The 15,372-nt window shown below is 71.3% G+C and carries 14 protein-coding genes and 1 pseudogene; 9 read left to right on the forward strand and 6 right to left on the reverse strand.

Annotation, left to right across the window (positions count from 1 at the left end; translation table 11 throughout):
• Positions 1-198 precede the first annotated feature (198 nt).
• Positions 199-474, forward strand: a complete 276-nt coding sequence (locus ACFF45_RS25465; protein ID WP_381348782.1) for a GlsB/YeaQ/YmgE family stress response membrane protein — start codon at positions 199-201, stop codon at positions 472-474.
• Between the two features lie 66 nt (positions 475-540).
• Here ACFF45_RS25465 and tyrS read toward each other — a convergent pair whose 3' ends face one another.
• The 3 genes and pseudogenes from tyrS to ACFF45_RS25480 form a co-directional block, all read right to left on the reverse strand.
• The gene (tyrS, locus tag ACFF45_RS25470; protein ID WP_381348783.1) at positions 541-1,809 is read right to left on the reverse strand and encodes a tyrosine--tRNA ligase; all 1,269 of its coding nucleotides are present in this window, start codon (positions 1,807-1,809) and stop codon (positions 541-543) included.
• A 56-nt stretch (positions 1,810-1,865) separates the two neighbouring features.
• Positions 1,866-3,260, reverse strand: coding sequence for a metallopeptidase TldD-related protein (locus ACFF45_RS25475; RefSeq protein WP_381348784.1), 1,395 nt, complete (start codon positions 3,258-3,260; stop codon positions 1,866-1,868).
• Positions 3,257-3,523: pseudogene (locus ACFF45_RS25480) on the reverse strand (metallopeptidase TldD-related protein); the annotation flags it as partial. The pseudogene ACFF45_RS25480 and the gene ACFF45_RS25475, both read right to left, overlap by 4 nt.
• An 895-nt stretch (positions 3,524-4,418) precedes the next feature.
• Between ACFF45_RS25480 and ACFF45_RS25485 the strand changes: the two are divergent.
• Positions 4,419-5,600, forward strand: coding sequence for a helix-turn-helix domain-containing protein (locus tag ACFF45_RS25485; RefSeq protein ID WP_381348785.1), 1,182 nt, complete (start codon positions 4,419-4,421; stop codon positions 5,598-5,600).
• 637 nt (positions 5,601-6,237) lie between these two features.
• Here the strand turns inward: ACFF45_RS25485 and ACFF45_RS25490 are convergent.
• Positions 6,238-7,764, reverse strand: coding sequence for a TldD/PmbA family protein (locus ACFF45_RS25490; protein ID WP_381348786.1), 1,527 nt, complete (start codon positions 7,762-7,764; stop codon positions 6,238-6,240).
• Positions 7,765-8,004: 240 nt separating this feature from the next.
• Here ACFF45_RS25490 and fabG point away from each other — a divergent pair, with 240 nt between their 5' ends.
• The 3 genes from fabG to ACFF45_RS25505 all read left to right on the forward strand — a co-directional run bounded on the left by fabG (position 8,005) and on the right by ACFF45_RS25505 (position 10,050).
• On the forward strand, positions 8,005-8,709 hold the full coding sequence (gene fabG / locus ACFF45_RS25495; protein WP_381348787.1) for a 3-oxoacyl-[acyl-carrier-protein] reductase: 705 nt from the start codon (positions 8,005-8,007) through the stop codon (positions 8,707-8,709).
• Positions 8,710-8,714: 5 nt separating this feature from the next.
• The gene (fabI, locus tag ACFF45_RS25500) at positions 8,715-9,482 is read left to right on the forward strand and encodes an enoyl-ACP reductase FabI (protein WP_381348788.1); all 768 of its coding nucleotides are present in this window, start codon (positions 8,715-8,717) and stop codon (positions 9,480-9,482) included.
• A gap of 214 nt (positions 9,483-9,696) precedes the next feature.
• Positions 9,697-10,050 carry a hypothetical protein gene (locus tag ACFF45_RS25505; protein ID WP_381348789.1) on the forward strand — a complete coding sequence of 118 codons (354 nt, stop codon included), beginning with the start codon at positions 9,697-9,699 and terminating at the stop codon, positions 10,048-10,050.
• Here the strand turns inward: ACFF45_RS25505 and ACFF45_RS25510 are convergent.
• On the reverse strand, positions 10,025-10,720 hold the full coding sequence (locus ACFF45_RS25510) for a FadR/GntR family transcriptional regulator (protein ID WP_381348790.1): 696 nt from the start codon (positions 10,718-10,720) through the stop codon (positions 10,025-10,027). The two genes, ACFF45_RS25505 and ACFF45_RS25510, sit on opposite strands and share 26 nt — an antisense overlap.
• Before the next feature lie 70 nt (positions 10,721-10,790).
• Between ACFF45_RS25510 and ACFF45_RS25515 the strand changes: the two genes are divergently transcribed.
• The 4 genes from ACFF45_RS25515 to ACFF45_RS25530 all read left to right on the forward strand — a co-directional run bounded on the left by ACFF45_RS25515 (position 10,791) and on the right by ACFF45_RS25530 (position 13,517).
• Entirely contained in the window at positions 10,791-12,182 is a 1,392-nt protein-coding gene (locus ACFF45_RS25515; protein WP_381348791.1) for a CynX/NimT family MFS transporter, read from the forward strand.
• A 43-nt stretch (positions 12,183-12,225) separates the two neighbouring features.
• Entirely contained in the window at positions 12,226-12,342 is a 117-nt protein-coding gene (locus ACFF45_RS25520; protein ID WP_381348792.1) for an SGM_5486 family transporter-associated protein, read from the forward strand.
• A gap of 384 nt (positions 12,343-12,726) precedes the next feature.
• Positions 12,727-12,933 carry a hypothetical protein gene (locus tag ACFF45_RS25525; protein WP_381348793.1) on the forward strand — a complete coding sequence of 69 codons (207 nt, stop codon included), beginning with the start codon at positions 12,727-12,729 and terminating at the stop codon, positions 12,931-12,933.
• Positions 12,934-12,998: 65 nt separating this feature from the next.
• A complete protein-coding gene (locus tag ACFF45_RS25530) occupies positions 12,999-13,517 on the forward strand; it encodes a SixA phosphatase family protein (protein ID WP_381348794.1) in 519 nt (172 codons plus the stop codon).
• Positions 13,518-13,605: 88 nt separating this feature from the next.
• Here ACFF45_RS25530 and serB read toward each other — a convergent pair whose 3' ends face one another.
• Entirely contained in the window at positions 13,606-14,814 is a 1,209-nt protein-coding gene (serB, locus tag ACFF45_RS25535; RefSeq protein WP_381348795.1) for a phosphoserine phosphatase SerB, read from the reverse strand.
• Positions 14,815-15,372 lie beyond the last annotated feature (558 nt).

A 15,372-nucleotide genomic window follows, 5' to 3' on the forward strand; every position in this document is an offset into this window, starting at 1 on the left:
CCCACCACCCGGCCGGGACCGGCACCGGACAGCTTCCACGGTACGCCGAGCCCGCGCCGCCCACGAGACCGGGTCCCCGCACGGCCCGGTCGAACGCCGCCGGAGGGTCCCGCCTACGGCCGTACCCGACATGCGCCGTACGGCGCACGGGCCGAGACTGGGCGTAACGCTCGCGTCGAGCCGTACGAGGAGGCAGCCATGGGCTGGTTGTGGGCGATCATCGTGGGATTCGTGCTGGGGCTCATCGCCAAGGCCGTCATCCCCGGCAAGCAGCACGTTCCGCTGTGGCTGACCACCATCCTGGGCATGATCGGCGCCATCGCGGGCAACGCCATCGCCCGGGGCTTCGGGGTCGCCGAGACGCCCGGCATCGACTGGAGCCGGCACATCTTCCAGCTCGTGGCCGCGATCATCCTCGTCTTCCTGGGCGACATGGCGTACATGCAGCTCAGGGGCGGCCGACGGCGCGCCTGACGGCCCGCGCCGCGCGAGCGGGGCGGGCCCCCGGCACCGGAGACACCACCCCGCTGCGCGCGCGGGTCAGGCGCTCGTGACCTCGACCGCCGCCAGGTTCCTCTTGCCGCGGCGCAGCACCAGCCAGCGTCCGTGCAGCAGATCCGCCGCGGCCGGAACGGCGTCCTCGGAGTCGACCTTCACGTTGTTCACGTAGGCACCGCCCTCCTTGACCGTGCGGCGCGCGGCCGACTTGCTGGGCGCCAGACCGACCTCGGCGAACAGGTCCACCACCGGCGCCGGCGCGGCGACGCGGACGTGCGGCACCTCGGACAGGGCCGCCGCCAGCGTCCGCTCGTCCAGCTCCGCCAGCTCACCCTGGCCGAACAGGGCCCTGGACGCGGCGATCACGGCGGCCGTCTGGTCGGCACCGTGCACCAGCGTCGTCAGCTCCTCGGCCAGCGCGCGCTGCGCCGCGCGCGCCTGCGGCCGCTCCTGCGTCTGCCGCTCCAGCTCCTCCAGCTCCGCGCGGGACCTGAAGGACAGGATCCGCGTGTACGCCGAGATGTCCCGGTCGTCCACGTTCAGCCAGAACTGGTAGAACGCGTACGGCGTCGTCATCTCCGGGTCGAGCCAGACGGCGCCGCCCTCGGTCTTGCCGAACTTGGTGCCGTCCGCCTTGGTCATCAACGGCGTCGCCAGCGCGTGCACCTGCGCGTGCGGCTCCAGCCGGTGGATCAGGTCCAGGCCCGCCGTGAGGTTGCCCCACTGGTCGCTGCCGCCCTGCTGGAGGGTGCAGCCGTACCGCCGGTAGAGCTGGAGGAAGTCCATGCCCTGCAGCAACTGGTAGCTGAACTCGGTGTAGCTGATGCCCTCGGAGGACTCCAGGCGCCGGGCGACGGAGTCCTTCGTCAGCATCTTGTTGACGCGGAAGTGCTTGCCGATGTCCCGCAGGAACTCGATCGCGGAGAGGCCCTCCGTCCAGTCGAGGTTGTTGACCATCACGGCCGCGTTCTCGCCCTCGAAGGACAGGAACGGCTCGATCTGGCGGCGCAGCTTCTGCACCCAGCCGGAGACCGTCCCCGGGTCGTTCAGCGTGCGCTCCGCCGTGGGGCGGGGGTCGCCGATCAGGCCCGTCGCACCGCCCACCAGCGCCAGCGGCCGGTGGCCGGCCTGCTGGAGCCGGCGCACGGTGAGCACCTGCACCAGGTGCCCCACGTGCAGGGACGGCGCGGTCGGGTCGAAGCCGCAATAGAACGTGACGGGACCGTCCGCGAGCGCCTTGCGCAATGCCTCCTCGTCGGTGGAGAGGGCGAACAGCCCACGCCACTTGAGCTCGTCGACGATGTCCGTCACGGTTCTCGTGTCTCCTCGATGATCTTCGGGCGGCCGGGTGACCGCCGCCTACGAGGTTATACGCCCCGGCTGACAGAGCTCATGTTGAAATCGGGGATGCGCAGCGGCGGCATCGCCGCCCTGGTGAACCAGTCGCTCCACTCCCTGGGCAGCGTCTTCTCCGTACGCCCGGCCTCGGCGGCCCGGCCCAGCAGCCCGACCGGCGACTCGTTGAACCGGAAGTTGTTCACCTCACCGGTGACCTCGCCGTTCTCGACCAGGTAGACGCCGTCCCGGGTCAGGCCGGTCAGCAGCAGCGTCGCCGGGTCGACCTCGCGGATGTACCACAGGCAGGTCAGCAGCAGCCCGCGCCCGGTGCTCGCGACCATCTCGTCCAGCGAGCGGTCCGTGCCGCCGTCGAGGACCAGGTTGTCGATGCCCGGCGCCAGCGGCAGCCCGGTCATGCCCGCGCTGTGCCGGCTGGTGAGCAGGTGCTTCAGCTCGCCCTCGGCCACCCACTCCGTGGGCGTCAGCGGCAGACCGTTGTCGAAGACCGACGCGTCGCCCCCGGAGGAGTGCGCCAGCACGAACGGCGCGGACTCAAGACCCGGCTCGTGCGGGTCGCTGCGCAGCGTCAGCGGCAGCCCGGTGAGCCGCTCGCCCACGCGCGTGCCGCCGCCCGGCTTGGAGAACACCGTCCGGCCCTCCGCCGCGTCCCGGCCCGACGCCGACCACATCTGGTAGATCAGCAGGTCCGCGACGGCGGTCGGCGGCAGCAGCGTCTCGTACCGCCCGGCGGGCAGCTCCACGCGCCGCTCGGCCCAGCCGAGGCGGACGGCCAGCTCGGCGTCGAGCGCCGCCGGGTCGACGTCCTCGAAGTCCCGGGTGGAGCGGCCCGCCCACGCCGAGCGGGTGCGGTCCGGCGACTTGGCGTTCAGCTCCAGCGTCCCGTTCGGCTGGTCGTGCCGCAGCCGCAGCCCGGCCGACGTGCCCAGGTAGCTGGACGTCAGCTCGTGGTTGGCGAAGCCGTACAGCTCGCGGCCGCCCGCCCGCGCGCGGGCGAACGCCTCGCCCAGCGCCGGCGCGAAGTCGGCGAACACCGCCGACGAGGTCTCGGCGGGCGCGTCCGCGAAGCCGGGCGACTCCGGTACGCCCGTCACCAGCGGCTGCGCGTCCTCGGCGGGCCCGGCGCCCCGCGCGGCGGCCTCCGCCGCCCGCACCAGCGGCTCCAGCTCGTCCACGGTCACCGCGGACCGCGACACCACCCCCGACGCCGTGCCCTCTTGGCCGTCGACGGTCGCGACGACGGTGAGGGTCCGCCCGCGCGTGACGCCGTTGGTGGTCAGCGCGTTGCCCGCCCAGCGCAGGTTGGCGGTGGAGTGCTCGTCGGCGATCACGACACAGCCGTCGGCCCGGGACAGCTCCAGGGCGCGTTCGACGATCTCGTGCGGCTTGTTCGTCGCGGCGCTCATCGACCGCCCTCCTGCGTGGTGTTGAGGATGTTGACGCCCCGGAACAGGGCCGAGGGGCAACCGTGCGACACGGCCGCGACCTGGCCCGGCTGGGCCTTGCCGCAGTTGAAGGCGCCGCCCAGGACGTACGTCTGGGGGCCGCCGACGGCCGCCAGGGAACCCCAGAAGTCGGTCGTCGTCGCCTGGTAGGCGACGTCCCGCAGCTGCCCGGCGAGCCGCCCGTTCTCGATCCGGAAGAACCGCTGACCGGTGAACTGGAAGTTCATCGCAGGGTCAGGGGGCGTACCTCTGTGATCGGCGTTTGTGCAGGTCAAGCGGCTATTCACGGTCTGCCCTCAATCCCTGATCATACGGGCTGCAATCGGACATTACGGGGTCTGGTGATGACTTGGTGTCGACCTCTGCGGCCTGTTCCGGGATGCCTTGAGCAGGCACCGGGAGGTGGGGTTGGATCAGTGCAGAGACTACCTACCGACTGCACGCGCCGGGACTGCTGTTCGCTCCACCAAGTGCGGATGTAGACCCCATCTGACCAGGTGGTCTGAAGATCGCCAGGTCGTTGGCGGTGCAGAAGTCTCGGGGGCATCTCCGCTCCTGGTGGAGCCGAGTACGGTAAAGTTCTTCTTGTCGAGTCGGGTCTGCTACTAGATGGACGGACCTGACGACAACGACACCGAAGGGTCCGACCCGGGCTGCATCCCGAATCAGACCCTCCAGCGCGGTTCACGAGCCCGGTCGCGTACCAGTCGACCGGGCTTGCTGCGTACAGCGCCCGTGCGACCGTCTCGTGTGTGAGGCACTACTGCGTGAACTGCCCCACCGTGGCGATGATCGCCACGACCAGCCCCACTGCCGCTAGGCAGATCTGCCACCTCTCGGCGCCGGTCCACCTTCGCCTGCGAGGCTTCATATCGTGTTGATCAATCACTACTCCTCCTTGCTCCTCCAGCAGTCCCACTGACGGCTGTCAGCGGACCTGCCGTGAGGAGCTCGGCGAGTCCCCACAGATTACAAGGCGCCACCCCGTGCAGTGCACCTGAACTGCATGATTGATCTGAGCATTTCTTGAGCTTCGTGCGGAGTGACTCGTTCCGTGGGCGAGGATGACGAGTGCCAAAGGCCCGCCCGGACGCCTCGCTGACGCCGTACGCTCGCATCATGAGTGCCGACATGGGCAAGCGGCTTCAAGACGTACGCAAGCGACGTGGCATGAGCCAGCGTCAGCTGGCGAGTGAGTCCGGCGTGTCCCTCTCCTTGATCCGAAAGCTGGAGCAGGCAGAGCGCGGTGACACACGTCTGGAGACCGCGCGGCAGTTGGCACAGGCCTTGAGGGTGCCGACGACAAGCCTGATTGCCGCTCATGAGGAAGGGCGACAGCCGGCGCCTGGGGCTGATGATCGCTGGGAGGCCGTCCGGCGTGCGCTCGTCGCTCCGGTGCGGGCGGACGGAGTGACGGAAGAGCCGACAGTGGGCGGCGTGCAGGATGCCATGGAATCGGCTCTACCGCTCTTCTCCGGTGATCGCTTCGCAGAGCTGAGCGTGATCCTTCCGCCCTTGCTGCGGGACGCTGACCTCATCGCCGAGAGCGGCAGGGACGGTCGGGCAGTGCGTGTCCGGCTCTCACGGCTGACGGGCTGGCTGCTCACCCAGACTCGACAGTTCGAGGCGGCGGACATCGCGCTGTCCCGAGCGCTGGAGGAGTCCTCGGATCGGCTTCAGGCGGCGACGACAGTGAGTACGCAGTGCTGGCTCTTGCTGCGGCGCGGTCGGCTGGCCGAGGCACGGGAGCTGGCGACCCGGTGGGCGGATGAGGTGGAGCCGCGTATCTCGCGTGCGACTCCAGCGGAGCTCAGCGCGTGGGGCTGGCTGCTGCTGCGGGCCTCCGCTGCGGCGATCCGTGACAACCGGCCTGGAGAGGCCGATGACGCATTGCGCTACGCCAACTCGGCGGCGGTCGCGATGGGGCGGGAGTTCGCACCGCGTGACGACTTCTTGCAGGCGTTCGGGCCGGTCACGGTGGCGCTGAAGCGGGCCGAGAACGCCATGATCGTCGACAAGCCGGACCTGGTGCTCAAACTCTCGGCGCGCATACCGACCAACGGCATGCGCCCCACCTCCAACAACCGCAACCGTCACCTCCTGGACGTGGCAGAGGCACACGCCCGCTCGCGTGACTACGCGAAGACGGTCGAGGTCTTGCAGGGTATTCACGCGGACGCTCCTCAGTGGCTGCCTCATCAGCGCTACGCACAGGACATCTTCAGTCGAGTGATCGCACGTCGGCGGACTCTCACGCCGGAGATGCGGGACTTGGCCGACGCGATCGGCGTACCGCTGTGACACGGTGTGGCACTTCCGGCGGCCCCCTGCCAAAGTGCCATTGAGCTGTGTTCCTTCCGCTACGTGCGTGATTGGCGTGGCGACTCAAGGCAGAAAAGCACTGACGGCCGTCCCTGAGCGCGGAGAGGCGATGTATGACCCTGGTGCGCGCAGGGTCGGGGAGTTTCAGGCGATGGCCGGTCCGTACGCCATGCTCCGGCCGGTGGGTGGCGGCCGTGAGTGGGAGGCGGACCCGGCACGGATCCGTCCGGCCACCGATCCGGGCTCGTCCGGCTTCGTGTTGGGCGTGGCCGCCGCGTCCGGCTCGGCTCTCCGCTAGAAACCCGTCCAAGCCGGACGTAGCCGACCGAGGTGTTCGCCCACTCGGAGAAGCCCCGGTGGGGCGGGCCTGTGCCCTGGCAGTGGCGCGCTGTGGGCACGCCGCCGGCCGGGGCGGGAGGCTGCCATGGGGCGAGGGAACAGGGGGCCTTACGCTGCTTGGCGGATCGGGCAGTTCTTGGAACCTGCCCGCAATAGCCCGACCGGCCCCCTGTTCTTCGAGGCTCGCCCCAAAACGAGGACTGGGACGACGTGGCGTAGGAGGATCGCTGTGATCGCGTGTCGACCCGGTGCAGACTTCGAGTCGGAGCGACCGCCCTCAGGAGCGACCGGACTCGTTTGCAGTATTAAGGATATTCACACCCCGGAACATTGCTGACGGGCATCCGTGAGACACGGAGGCGACCTGCCCTGGTTGGGCCTTTCCGCAGTTGAAAGCCCCTCCGAGCACGTAGGTCTGGGGGCCTCCAACGGCCTCCAAGGAGCCCCAGAACTGCGGTGTGACCCCCTGATATGCGAAGTCTCGGACCTGCCCGTCAAGGCGGCCGTTCCGGATCGCGTATGCCCTCTGACCCGTGAACTGGAAGTTGTACCGCTGCATGTCGATCGACCAGGACCGGTCGCCCACGACGTAGATGCCCCGCTCCACACCCCCGATGAGGTCCTCGGTCGACATCCCGGCCGGGTCCGGCCGCAGCGACACGTTGGCCATCCGCTGCACCGGCACGTGCGCGGGGGAGTCGGCGTAGGCGCACCCGTTGGACCGCTCGAAGCCGGTCAGCCGGGCGATCCTGCGGTCGAGCTGGTAGCCGACCAGGGTGCCGTCCTTGACCAGGTCCCAGGACTGGGCCTGGACGCCCTCGTCGTCGTAGCCGACGGTGGCGAGGCCGTGCTCGGCGGTGCGGTCGCCGGTGACGTTCATCAGCTCCGAGCCGTACCTCAACGTGCCGAGCCGGTCGAACGTGGCGAAGGAGGTGCCGGCGTAGGCGGCCTCGTAGCCGAGGGCGCGGTCGAGTTCCGTGGCGTGGCCGATGGACTCGTGGATGGTCAGCCACAGGTTGGACGGGTCGACGACGAGGTCGTACAGGCCCGGCCGCACGCTCGGCGCGCGCATCTTCTCGGCCAGCAGTCCGGGCAGCTCGGCGAGTTCGGCGTCCCAGTCCCAGCCGGTGCCCGTGAGGTACTCCCAGCCGCGCCCGACGGGCGGGGCGATGGTGCGCATGGAGTCGAACTCGCCGGTCGACTCGTCGACCGACACCGCCGTCAGCTGCGGGTGCAGCCGTACGCGCTGCTGCGTGGTCACCGTCCCGGCGGTGTCGGCGTAGAACTTGTTCTCGTGGACGGTGAGCAGCGAGGCGTCGACGTGGTCGACCCCGTCGGCGGCCAGCAACCGCCCGCTCCACTCGGCCAGCAGCCCCGACTTCTCCTCGTCGGGCACGCCGAAGGGATCGATCTCGTACGACGAGATCCACGTCCGGTCCGCGTGCACGGGTTCGCCGGCGAGCTCCACGCGTTCGTCCGACCCGGCGGCCCTGATCACCTGCGCGGACAGCTTCGCCATCGCCACGGCCTGCCCCGCCACCCGGGCGGCGGCGTCCATGGTCAGGTCCACACCGGAGGCGAACCCCCACGTCCCGCCGTGCACCACCCGCACCGCGTACCCGAGGTCGGTGGTGTCCGAGGAGCCGGCCGGCCGGCCGTCCCTGAGCCGCCAGGACGCGCTGCGCACCCGCTCCAACCGGAAGTCGGCGTGCTCCGCCCCCAGCGCACGCGCGCGGGCGAGCGCGGCGTCGGCCAGAGCACGGAGCGGAAGCGCCGTGAAGGCTTCGTCGATGGTATGAGGCACCGAGGTCTCCCTGCTGTCGTCGCCTGTCGGGTCCGATCATGTCGCGCGGGCGGCCCGGCGGACCAGACGTTTCCGTCCGCTGTACGGGACTTTCTGTAGGGACTCGACAGTGCGGCCCCTGCGCCACTGTCGGTGCCCGAATGTCCCGCGGCAGGGGCGGACCGATAGGTTTTCGGTGAAGCCGCCTGTCATCCAGGTGTTCGGGCGGGGGTACCAGACCGCTATCGAAAGGGTGATCCGTTGAGCCGCTCGGTTCTCGTCACCGGAGGCAACCGGGGCATCGGCCTCGCCATCGCCCGCGCTTTCGCCGACGCCGGCGACAAGGTCGCGATCACATATCGCTCGGGTGAGCCGCCGGCCGGCTTCCTCGCCGTCAAGTGCGACATCACCGACGCCGAACAGGTGGAGCAGGCCTACAAGGAGATCGAGGCCCAGCACGGCCCCGTCGAGGTGCTGATCGCCAACGCCGGAGTCACCAAGGACCAGCTCCTGATGCGGATGTCCGAGGAGGACTTCACCTCGGTCGTCGACACCAACCTCACCGGCACCTTCCGGGTCGTCAAGCGCGCCAACCGCGGCATGCTGCGCGCCAAGAAGGGCCGGGTCGTCCTGATCTCGTCGGTGGTCGGGCTGCTCGGCTCGGCGGGCCAGGCGAACTACGCCGCCTCCAAGGCCGGGCTGGTCGGCTTCGCGCGCTCCCTCGCCCGTGAGCTGGGTTCGCGCAACATCACCTTCAACGTCGTCGCGCCGGGCTTCGTCGACACCGACATGACCCAGGCGCTGACCGACGAGCAGCGCGCGAACATCGTGTCGCAGGTGCCGCTCGGCCGGTACGCCCAACCCGAGGAGATCGCCGCGACCGTGCGGTTCCTCGCCTCGGACGACGCCTCGTACATCACTGGAGCCGTCATCCCCGTAGACGGCGGACTGGGAATGGGTCACTGATCACCATGAGCGGAATTCTCCAGGGCAAGCGGATCCTGATCACCGGTGTGCTGATGGAGTCCTCCATCGCCTTCCACACCGCCAAGCTCGCGCAGGAGCAGGGCGCCGAGATCATTCTCACCGCGTTCCCGCGGCCCACCCTGACCGAGCGCATCGCCAGGAAGCTCCCCGAGCCGACCAAGGTCATCGAGCTCGACGTGACCAACGAGGAGCACCTGGGACGCCTCGCCGACGTGGTCGGCGAGGAGCTGGGCGGCCTGGACGGCGTCGTGCACTCCATCGGCTTCGCGCCGCAGGACGCGCTCGGCGGCAACTTCCTCAACACGCCGTTCGAGTCGGTCGCCACCGCCATGCACGTCTCGGCGTACTCCCTGAAGTCGCTGACCATGGCCTGCCTGCCGCTGATGCAGAACGGCGGCTCGGTCGTCGGCCTCACCTTCGACGCCCAGTTCGCCTGGCCGCAGTACGACTGGATGGGCCCGGCCAAGGCCGCCCTGGAGGCCACCAACCGCTACATGGCGCGCGACCTGGGCAAGCAGAACATCCGCTGCAACCTCATCTCGGCGGGCCCGATCGGCTCCATGGCCGCCAAGTCCATCCCGGGCTTCAGCGAGCTGGCCTCCGTGTGGGACAGCCGTGCGCCGCTGGAGTGGGACCTGAAGGACCCGGAGCCCGCCGGCCGCGGTGTCGTCGCGCTGCTGAGCGACTGGTTCCCGAAGACCACGGGCGAGATCATCCACGTGGACGGCGGTCTGCACGCCATCGGCGCCTGACCGGCCGACCGCGCGGTGACGTCGATCACTTCGGTCGACCTCACCACCCAGGTACGCCGGTCAGCTGACCGCCACTGATCAAGGGCTCGCGTCCAGGCCGGGTGCGGGCCCTCGGTCTGTCCCCCGTTCGGCCCATCCGGCCGGGCGGGGGCGGGGGCCGACCGGGCACTCTGGAGTACGCGTCCCTCCCCAGCACGGCCGAGGAGGTCCCCTTGTGCGCCTGTACCGCTGCGTGGCCTCAGTGACCGTCGCCGTGGCCCTCGTGCTGTCCGCCCCCTACGACGCGCTGCCGTACGCGGGCGTGGCGGCCGGGGAGACCGAGGAACCGCCGCTGTTCGGCGCCGAGTGCCGCACCGGCGTCGAGGGCTCCCACGTGGTCGCCCACTGCCACAACCCCTATGTCGACATCGACCGGGTCCGCCTGCACATCGAGTGTGACCGGTGGTGGGACCTGGACACCGACAGCGCCCCCGTGGACACCGAGCCCGCGATGACCGTGCGGCTGACCGGCCGCTGCTGGATGGAGGTCCGCTCGGTGTGGATCAGTCACCAGAACCGGGGCAGCTGATCCGGCCCGGGCGGCACGGGAACGGATAGCTCGCCGCCGCCGCCTCCGCCGTACCCGCGTCGCCCGCCCGGATCGCGTCCAGCAGCCGGCCGTGGTCCATGTACGTCTCCGGGGTCAGCTCCTCGCCGACGTCCTCGCGCAGCCGGTCGCGCAGCACCTCGCCCAGGTCGGCGTACATCGCGGTCATCACGTCGTTGTGCGAGGCGGCCACCACCGCCAGGTGAAAGGTGGCGTCCGCCGCGACGAACGCCTCCGCGTCCCCCGACTCCCAGGCGTCCTCCCGCCGCGACAGCAGCACCTCCAGCTGCTTGAGGTCCTTCTCGGTGCGCCGCTCGGCGGCCAGCTTTGCGGCGGCCGACTCCAGCGTGGAGCGCAGCTCGGCGATGTGCCGGGGATCGGCGCCGGCGAAACGGCGGTGCATCACGCCGGCCAGTTCACTGGTGGCCACCACGTACGTCCCGGAGCCCTGGCGGATGTCCAGCAGGCCGTTGTGCGCCAGCGCCCGGACGGCCTCGCGGACCGTGTTGCGGGCCACCCCCAGCTGCTCGACCAGCTCGGGCTCCGTCGGGATGCGCGAGCCGACCGGCCACTCACCCGATGCGATTTGACCGCGCAGCGCGGCGATGACCTGCTCGGACAGGGCCGAACGGCGGGGATGGCTCAAAGGCATGGCACACCTGCGCTCGGGAACGGCGGCCGCTGAACGCACCGCGATGGACAGCCAATCATCCCATGATTCTATGATGGACCTCATGGCACGCCAGGAGACCGGGACGCAGAGCAACCCCCCTATACGCAGTGCGGCCGCGGACCAGCCCCGGAGCGCGCCGGAAGGCCCGCCCGCGCGCGCGGAGAGCCGCACGGCCGCTGGAACGCCGGCCGCGCGCGCGTGGACCGTGCGGCTGGTCGTGGCCGGCATCGTGCTGTCCGCCCTGAACCTCCGCCCCGCCATCACCAGCCTCGGCGCGCTGCTGGAGGAGGTCCGCGACGGCCTCGGCATGAGCGCCGGCGTGGCCGGCCTGCTCACCTCCGTGCCCTCGCTCTGCTTCGCCGTCTTCGGCGTCATGGCGCCGCGCCTGGCCCGCCGCTTCGGCCTGGGCGCGGTGGTCTGCGCCGGCATGGTGGCCATCAGCGCCGGCCTGCTCGTCCGGCCGTACACCGGCGGCACGGCCGGGTTCCTGGCCGCCAGCGCGCTCGCGCTGATGGGCATCGCGGTCAGCAACGTGCTGATGCCGGTCATCGTCAAGCGCTGGTTCCCGGACCGGGTCGGTTCCATGACCGGCCTGTACTCGATGGCGCTGGCCCTCGGCACCTCCCTGGCGGCGGCCGTCACGGTGCCCATGACCGGGGTGCTGGGCGACAGTTGGCAGTCGGGGCTCGCCGTGTGGGCGGCGCTGGCGGCGGTGGCCGTGGTGCCGTGGCTCCCGTTCGTCCGCGACCGGGCGGCGGGCCCGCCGGACGGGGCGTCGGCGTCCGCCGCGCCGGCACCCGGCACCGGCGGCGACCGGAAGCCGCACGCGCGCGAGGAGGCGGCCGAGGCGCCCGCGCTGCGGATCACCCGGAGCCGCACCGCCTGGGCGCTCGCCGTCTTCTTCGGGCTCCAGGCCACCGCCGCGTACGTCACCATGGGCTGGATGGCGCAGATCTTCCGTGACGCGGGCGTCCCCGCGGGGACGGCCGGGCTGCTGCTCGCCGTGACGATGGTGATGGGCGTACCGCTGGCCTTCGTCATCCCGCGGCTGGCCACCCGGCTGCCCCAGCAGGGCCCGATCGTGCTCGCGCTGGGCGTCTGCGGGTTCGCCGGATACGCCGGGCTGTACTTCGCGCCGGTCGGCGGCGCCTGGGCCTGGGCCCTGCTGCTGGGTGTCGCCAACTGCGCCTTTCCGCTGGCCCTCACCATGGTCGGCATGCGCGCCCGCACCGGCGCGGGCGTCGCCCAGCTGTCGGCGTTCGCCCAGAGCACCGGCTATCTGATCTCCATCCCCGGGCCGCTGCTGGTGGGCGTCCTCTACCAGCACAGCGGCGGCTGGGGGCTGCCGATCGCCCTGATGGCCGCGCTGATGATCCCGCAGATGGCGGTCGGCCTCCTGGCGGGCCGCGACCGCACGGTGGAGGACGAGGCGACTCGCTGACCCCGCGGGCCGGGCTCGGGGGCGCGGGTGCGAGACTTGCCGTATGCCAGTGCTCGACCCGAACCCCCGCAACGGCCAGAAGAAGATGCTGCTCGTCTTCGGCTCGTTCTTCGCCATCTTCGTGATCATCGCCATCGTCGCGTCGATCGCCGCGCCATGAGCCGGCCGGGCGCCAGGGCATCACGGCGTGGTCAGGGCCGCACGGCGATCGGGTGCCTCGGCGCGGTCGGGGCGGCCTGGCGTCCGGGTGCCCCGGCGTGTCAGGACGGCTCGGCGTCCGGGCGCGCCGGCTGGTCGGGGCTGCACGGCGTCATGGCGTTCAGGGCGTCATGAGGATCAGCCGGTCGCCGCTCCGGCTGTCCTGGCGGGGCTGTCCATGGCGGGGCCGTCCATGGTGGGGCCAGCCCCCCGTCCCCTAGGGGGTGAGGGTCAGGGTCAAGTGGGTGGGTCACCGGATGGGTTGGCGACTCCATATTCCGTAGTTTCGATGTGTGGCCGCGGGACGCGGCGCCACCCCCATCGAGGACGGACCCACGGAGGCAGCATGTCGGCCAGCACGCGCACCCCGCCCCGCCCGGCGACCTCGGGCCCCGTCGACATCCGGCTGCCCTGGTGGGCCCTCGCCCTGCCGACGCTCGCCTTCGTCGCCCTGCTGACGCTGATGCTGCACCCCTCCGAGGCGCACGCGGCGAGCGGCGAGCCGGCGATCGCGCTCCTCGTGGAGCGCACCCATCAGCTGATATCGCGCTGAGCCCCCCCCAAGCCGCCCGTCAACTCCCTGCGCCGCATGGCCTGTTTCATGCGAAGCTGGATCTCATGAGCGTCGCTGAACCCCGCAGGATTGTCCTCTTCCGGCATGCGAAAGCCGACTGGCCGCAGGTGAACGACCACGAGCGGCCGCTCGCCGAGCGGGGCCGCAAGGACGCCGCCGTCGCCGGACGCAAGCTCGTCGACTCCGGCATCCCCTTCGACCTGGCCCTCTGCTCCACCGCGACCCGGACCCGCGAGACCTGGAAGCTCGCCGTCCAGGAGTTCCCGCACCGGCCGAAGACCGTCTACGAGGAGCGGATCTACGAGGCCTCCCCCGGCGAGCTGATCGCCGTGCTCAACGAGACCCCCGACGACGCGCAGAACGTCCTCCTGGTCGGCCACAACCCGGGGGTGCAGGGCCTGGCCGAGGTGCTCTGCGGCTCGGCCGGCGGCGACGCCCGCGAGCGGATGAGCCGCCGCGGCTTCCCGGCCGCCGCCTTCGCCGTGCTGTCCTTCACCGGCTTCTGGAAGTCCCTGGAACCGGGCGTGGCCACCCTGCTGGACTACTGGGCTCCGTCCGAGTGATCCACTCCACGGACCCGAGGCCCGGCACCCCACCCACGGCGCCGGGCCTCTCGGACGTGAGCGCGGAAGCCCGGCGCTCGCGGCGGACTCAGTCGTCCTCGTGCGCGTCCGCCGCCTCGACCTCCTCGCGGGTGACCCCGAGCAGATAGAGGACGGTGTCGAGGAAGGGCACGTTCACCGCGGTGTGCGCCGCCTCGCGCACCACCGGCTTGGCGTTGAAGGCGACCCCGAGGCCCGCCGAGTTCAGCATGTCGAGGTCGTTGGCACCGTCGCCGATCGCCACCGTCTGCGACAGCGGCACGCCCGCCTCCGCGGCGAACCGGCGCAGCAGCCGCGCCTTGCCCGCCCGGTCCACGATCTCGCCGGTGACCCGGCCGGTGAGCCGGCCGTCGATGATCTCCAGCGTGTTGGCCTGGGCGAAGTCGAGGCCCAGCCGCTCCTTGAGGTCGTCGGTGACCTGCGTGAAGCCGCCCGAGACGACACCCACCTGGTAGCCGAGCCGCTTCAGCGTGCGGATCAGCGTGCGCGCACCCGGCGTCAGCCGGACCTCGCTGCGCACCTTGTCCACCACCGACGCGTCCAGCCCCCGCAGCAGCGCCACGCGCGCGTGCAGCGACTGCTCGAAGTCCAGCTCCCCGCGCATCGCCGCCGCCGTCACCTCGGCGACCTCGGCCTCGCAGCCGGCGTGCGCGGCGAACAGCTCGATCACCTCGTCCTGGATGAGGGTCGAGTCCACGTCCATGACGACCAGCCGCTGCGCGCGCCGGTGCAGACCGGCCGCCACGACGGCCACGTCCACGCCGAGCGCCGCCGCGTCGGTCACCAGGGATGTGCGCAGCGGCTCGGTCTCCACGCCGGACACCGCGAACTCGACCGCCGTCACCGGGTACTTGGCCAGCCGGAAGATACGGTCGATGTTGCCGCCGGCCTTGGTGATCCGGGCCGCGATCGCGGCCGTCGCCTCGGCGGTGAGCGGATGGCCGAGCACCGTCACCAGGGACCGGCCGTGACCGCGCGGACGGTTGTCGCCGTGCCCGGAGATGATCTCGGCCTGCATCTTCATCGACTCGGCCCAGCTGTGGACGGTCGCCCGCAGCTCGCCTTCCAGGCCGGTGGGCGGCTCGGTCACGAGCGCGCACAGCACCATCCGGCCTCGCGTCACGACCTGCTCGATGTCGACCACGTCGACCGAGTAGGCGGCGAGGGTGTCGAAGAGTCCGGCCGTGATGCCCGGCCTGTCCCTGCCGAAGACTTTGACAAGGAGAGTGGGGACGTCAGAGGTCTGCGAAGCGCTCATGGTGTTCCCACGGTAACCGGCACTGAGTGCCGAGCGCCCCCCAGGTCCGCCTTGCGGACACGGAACACTCCATAACCCTGGATGGCGCTCCGGTGGCGAGCACTTGACACGGCGCCCACGGCTGCACCGCCCGACCGTCCTCACCGGCCACGTCCCGGCCGCCCCGGGGGAGGGGGGCCGGGGCGGAGGTCCGGGAGGGGGCCGCCCGGACGGCGGGGGCTGGGCGGGGGCGATGGCCCCGGAGGCGGCGGACCGTCCGCGGACCCGGGCGAAAGGGCGTCTGCCGACCGCCTGCCCGACGCCTGCGCCTCCCGCGACGACCCGGGAGGCGGTGGCGCGAACGGCCGGGCGACGGCTTGATGCGCCATGCGGGTCCTCGCTCCCCGGGCCCGCACCCGGTTCTCGCCCGGGCGGCCGTAGGCCGTCGTCCGCGGGTCCTTGTCCGGCGGCTGCTCGCCGTCGTCCGCGGGTCCTCGTCCGGGGGCTGCTCTCCCTCTTACCCCGGTTCTCGCCCGGGCGGCCGTAGGCCGTCGTCCGCGGGTCCTTGTCCGGCGGCTG

Source organism: Streptomyces cinereospinus, assembly GCF_042430725.1.
GTDB lineage: Bacteria > Actinomycetota > Actinomycetes > Streptomycetales > Streptomycetaceae > Streptomyces > Streptomyces cinereospinus.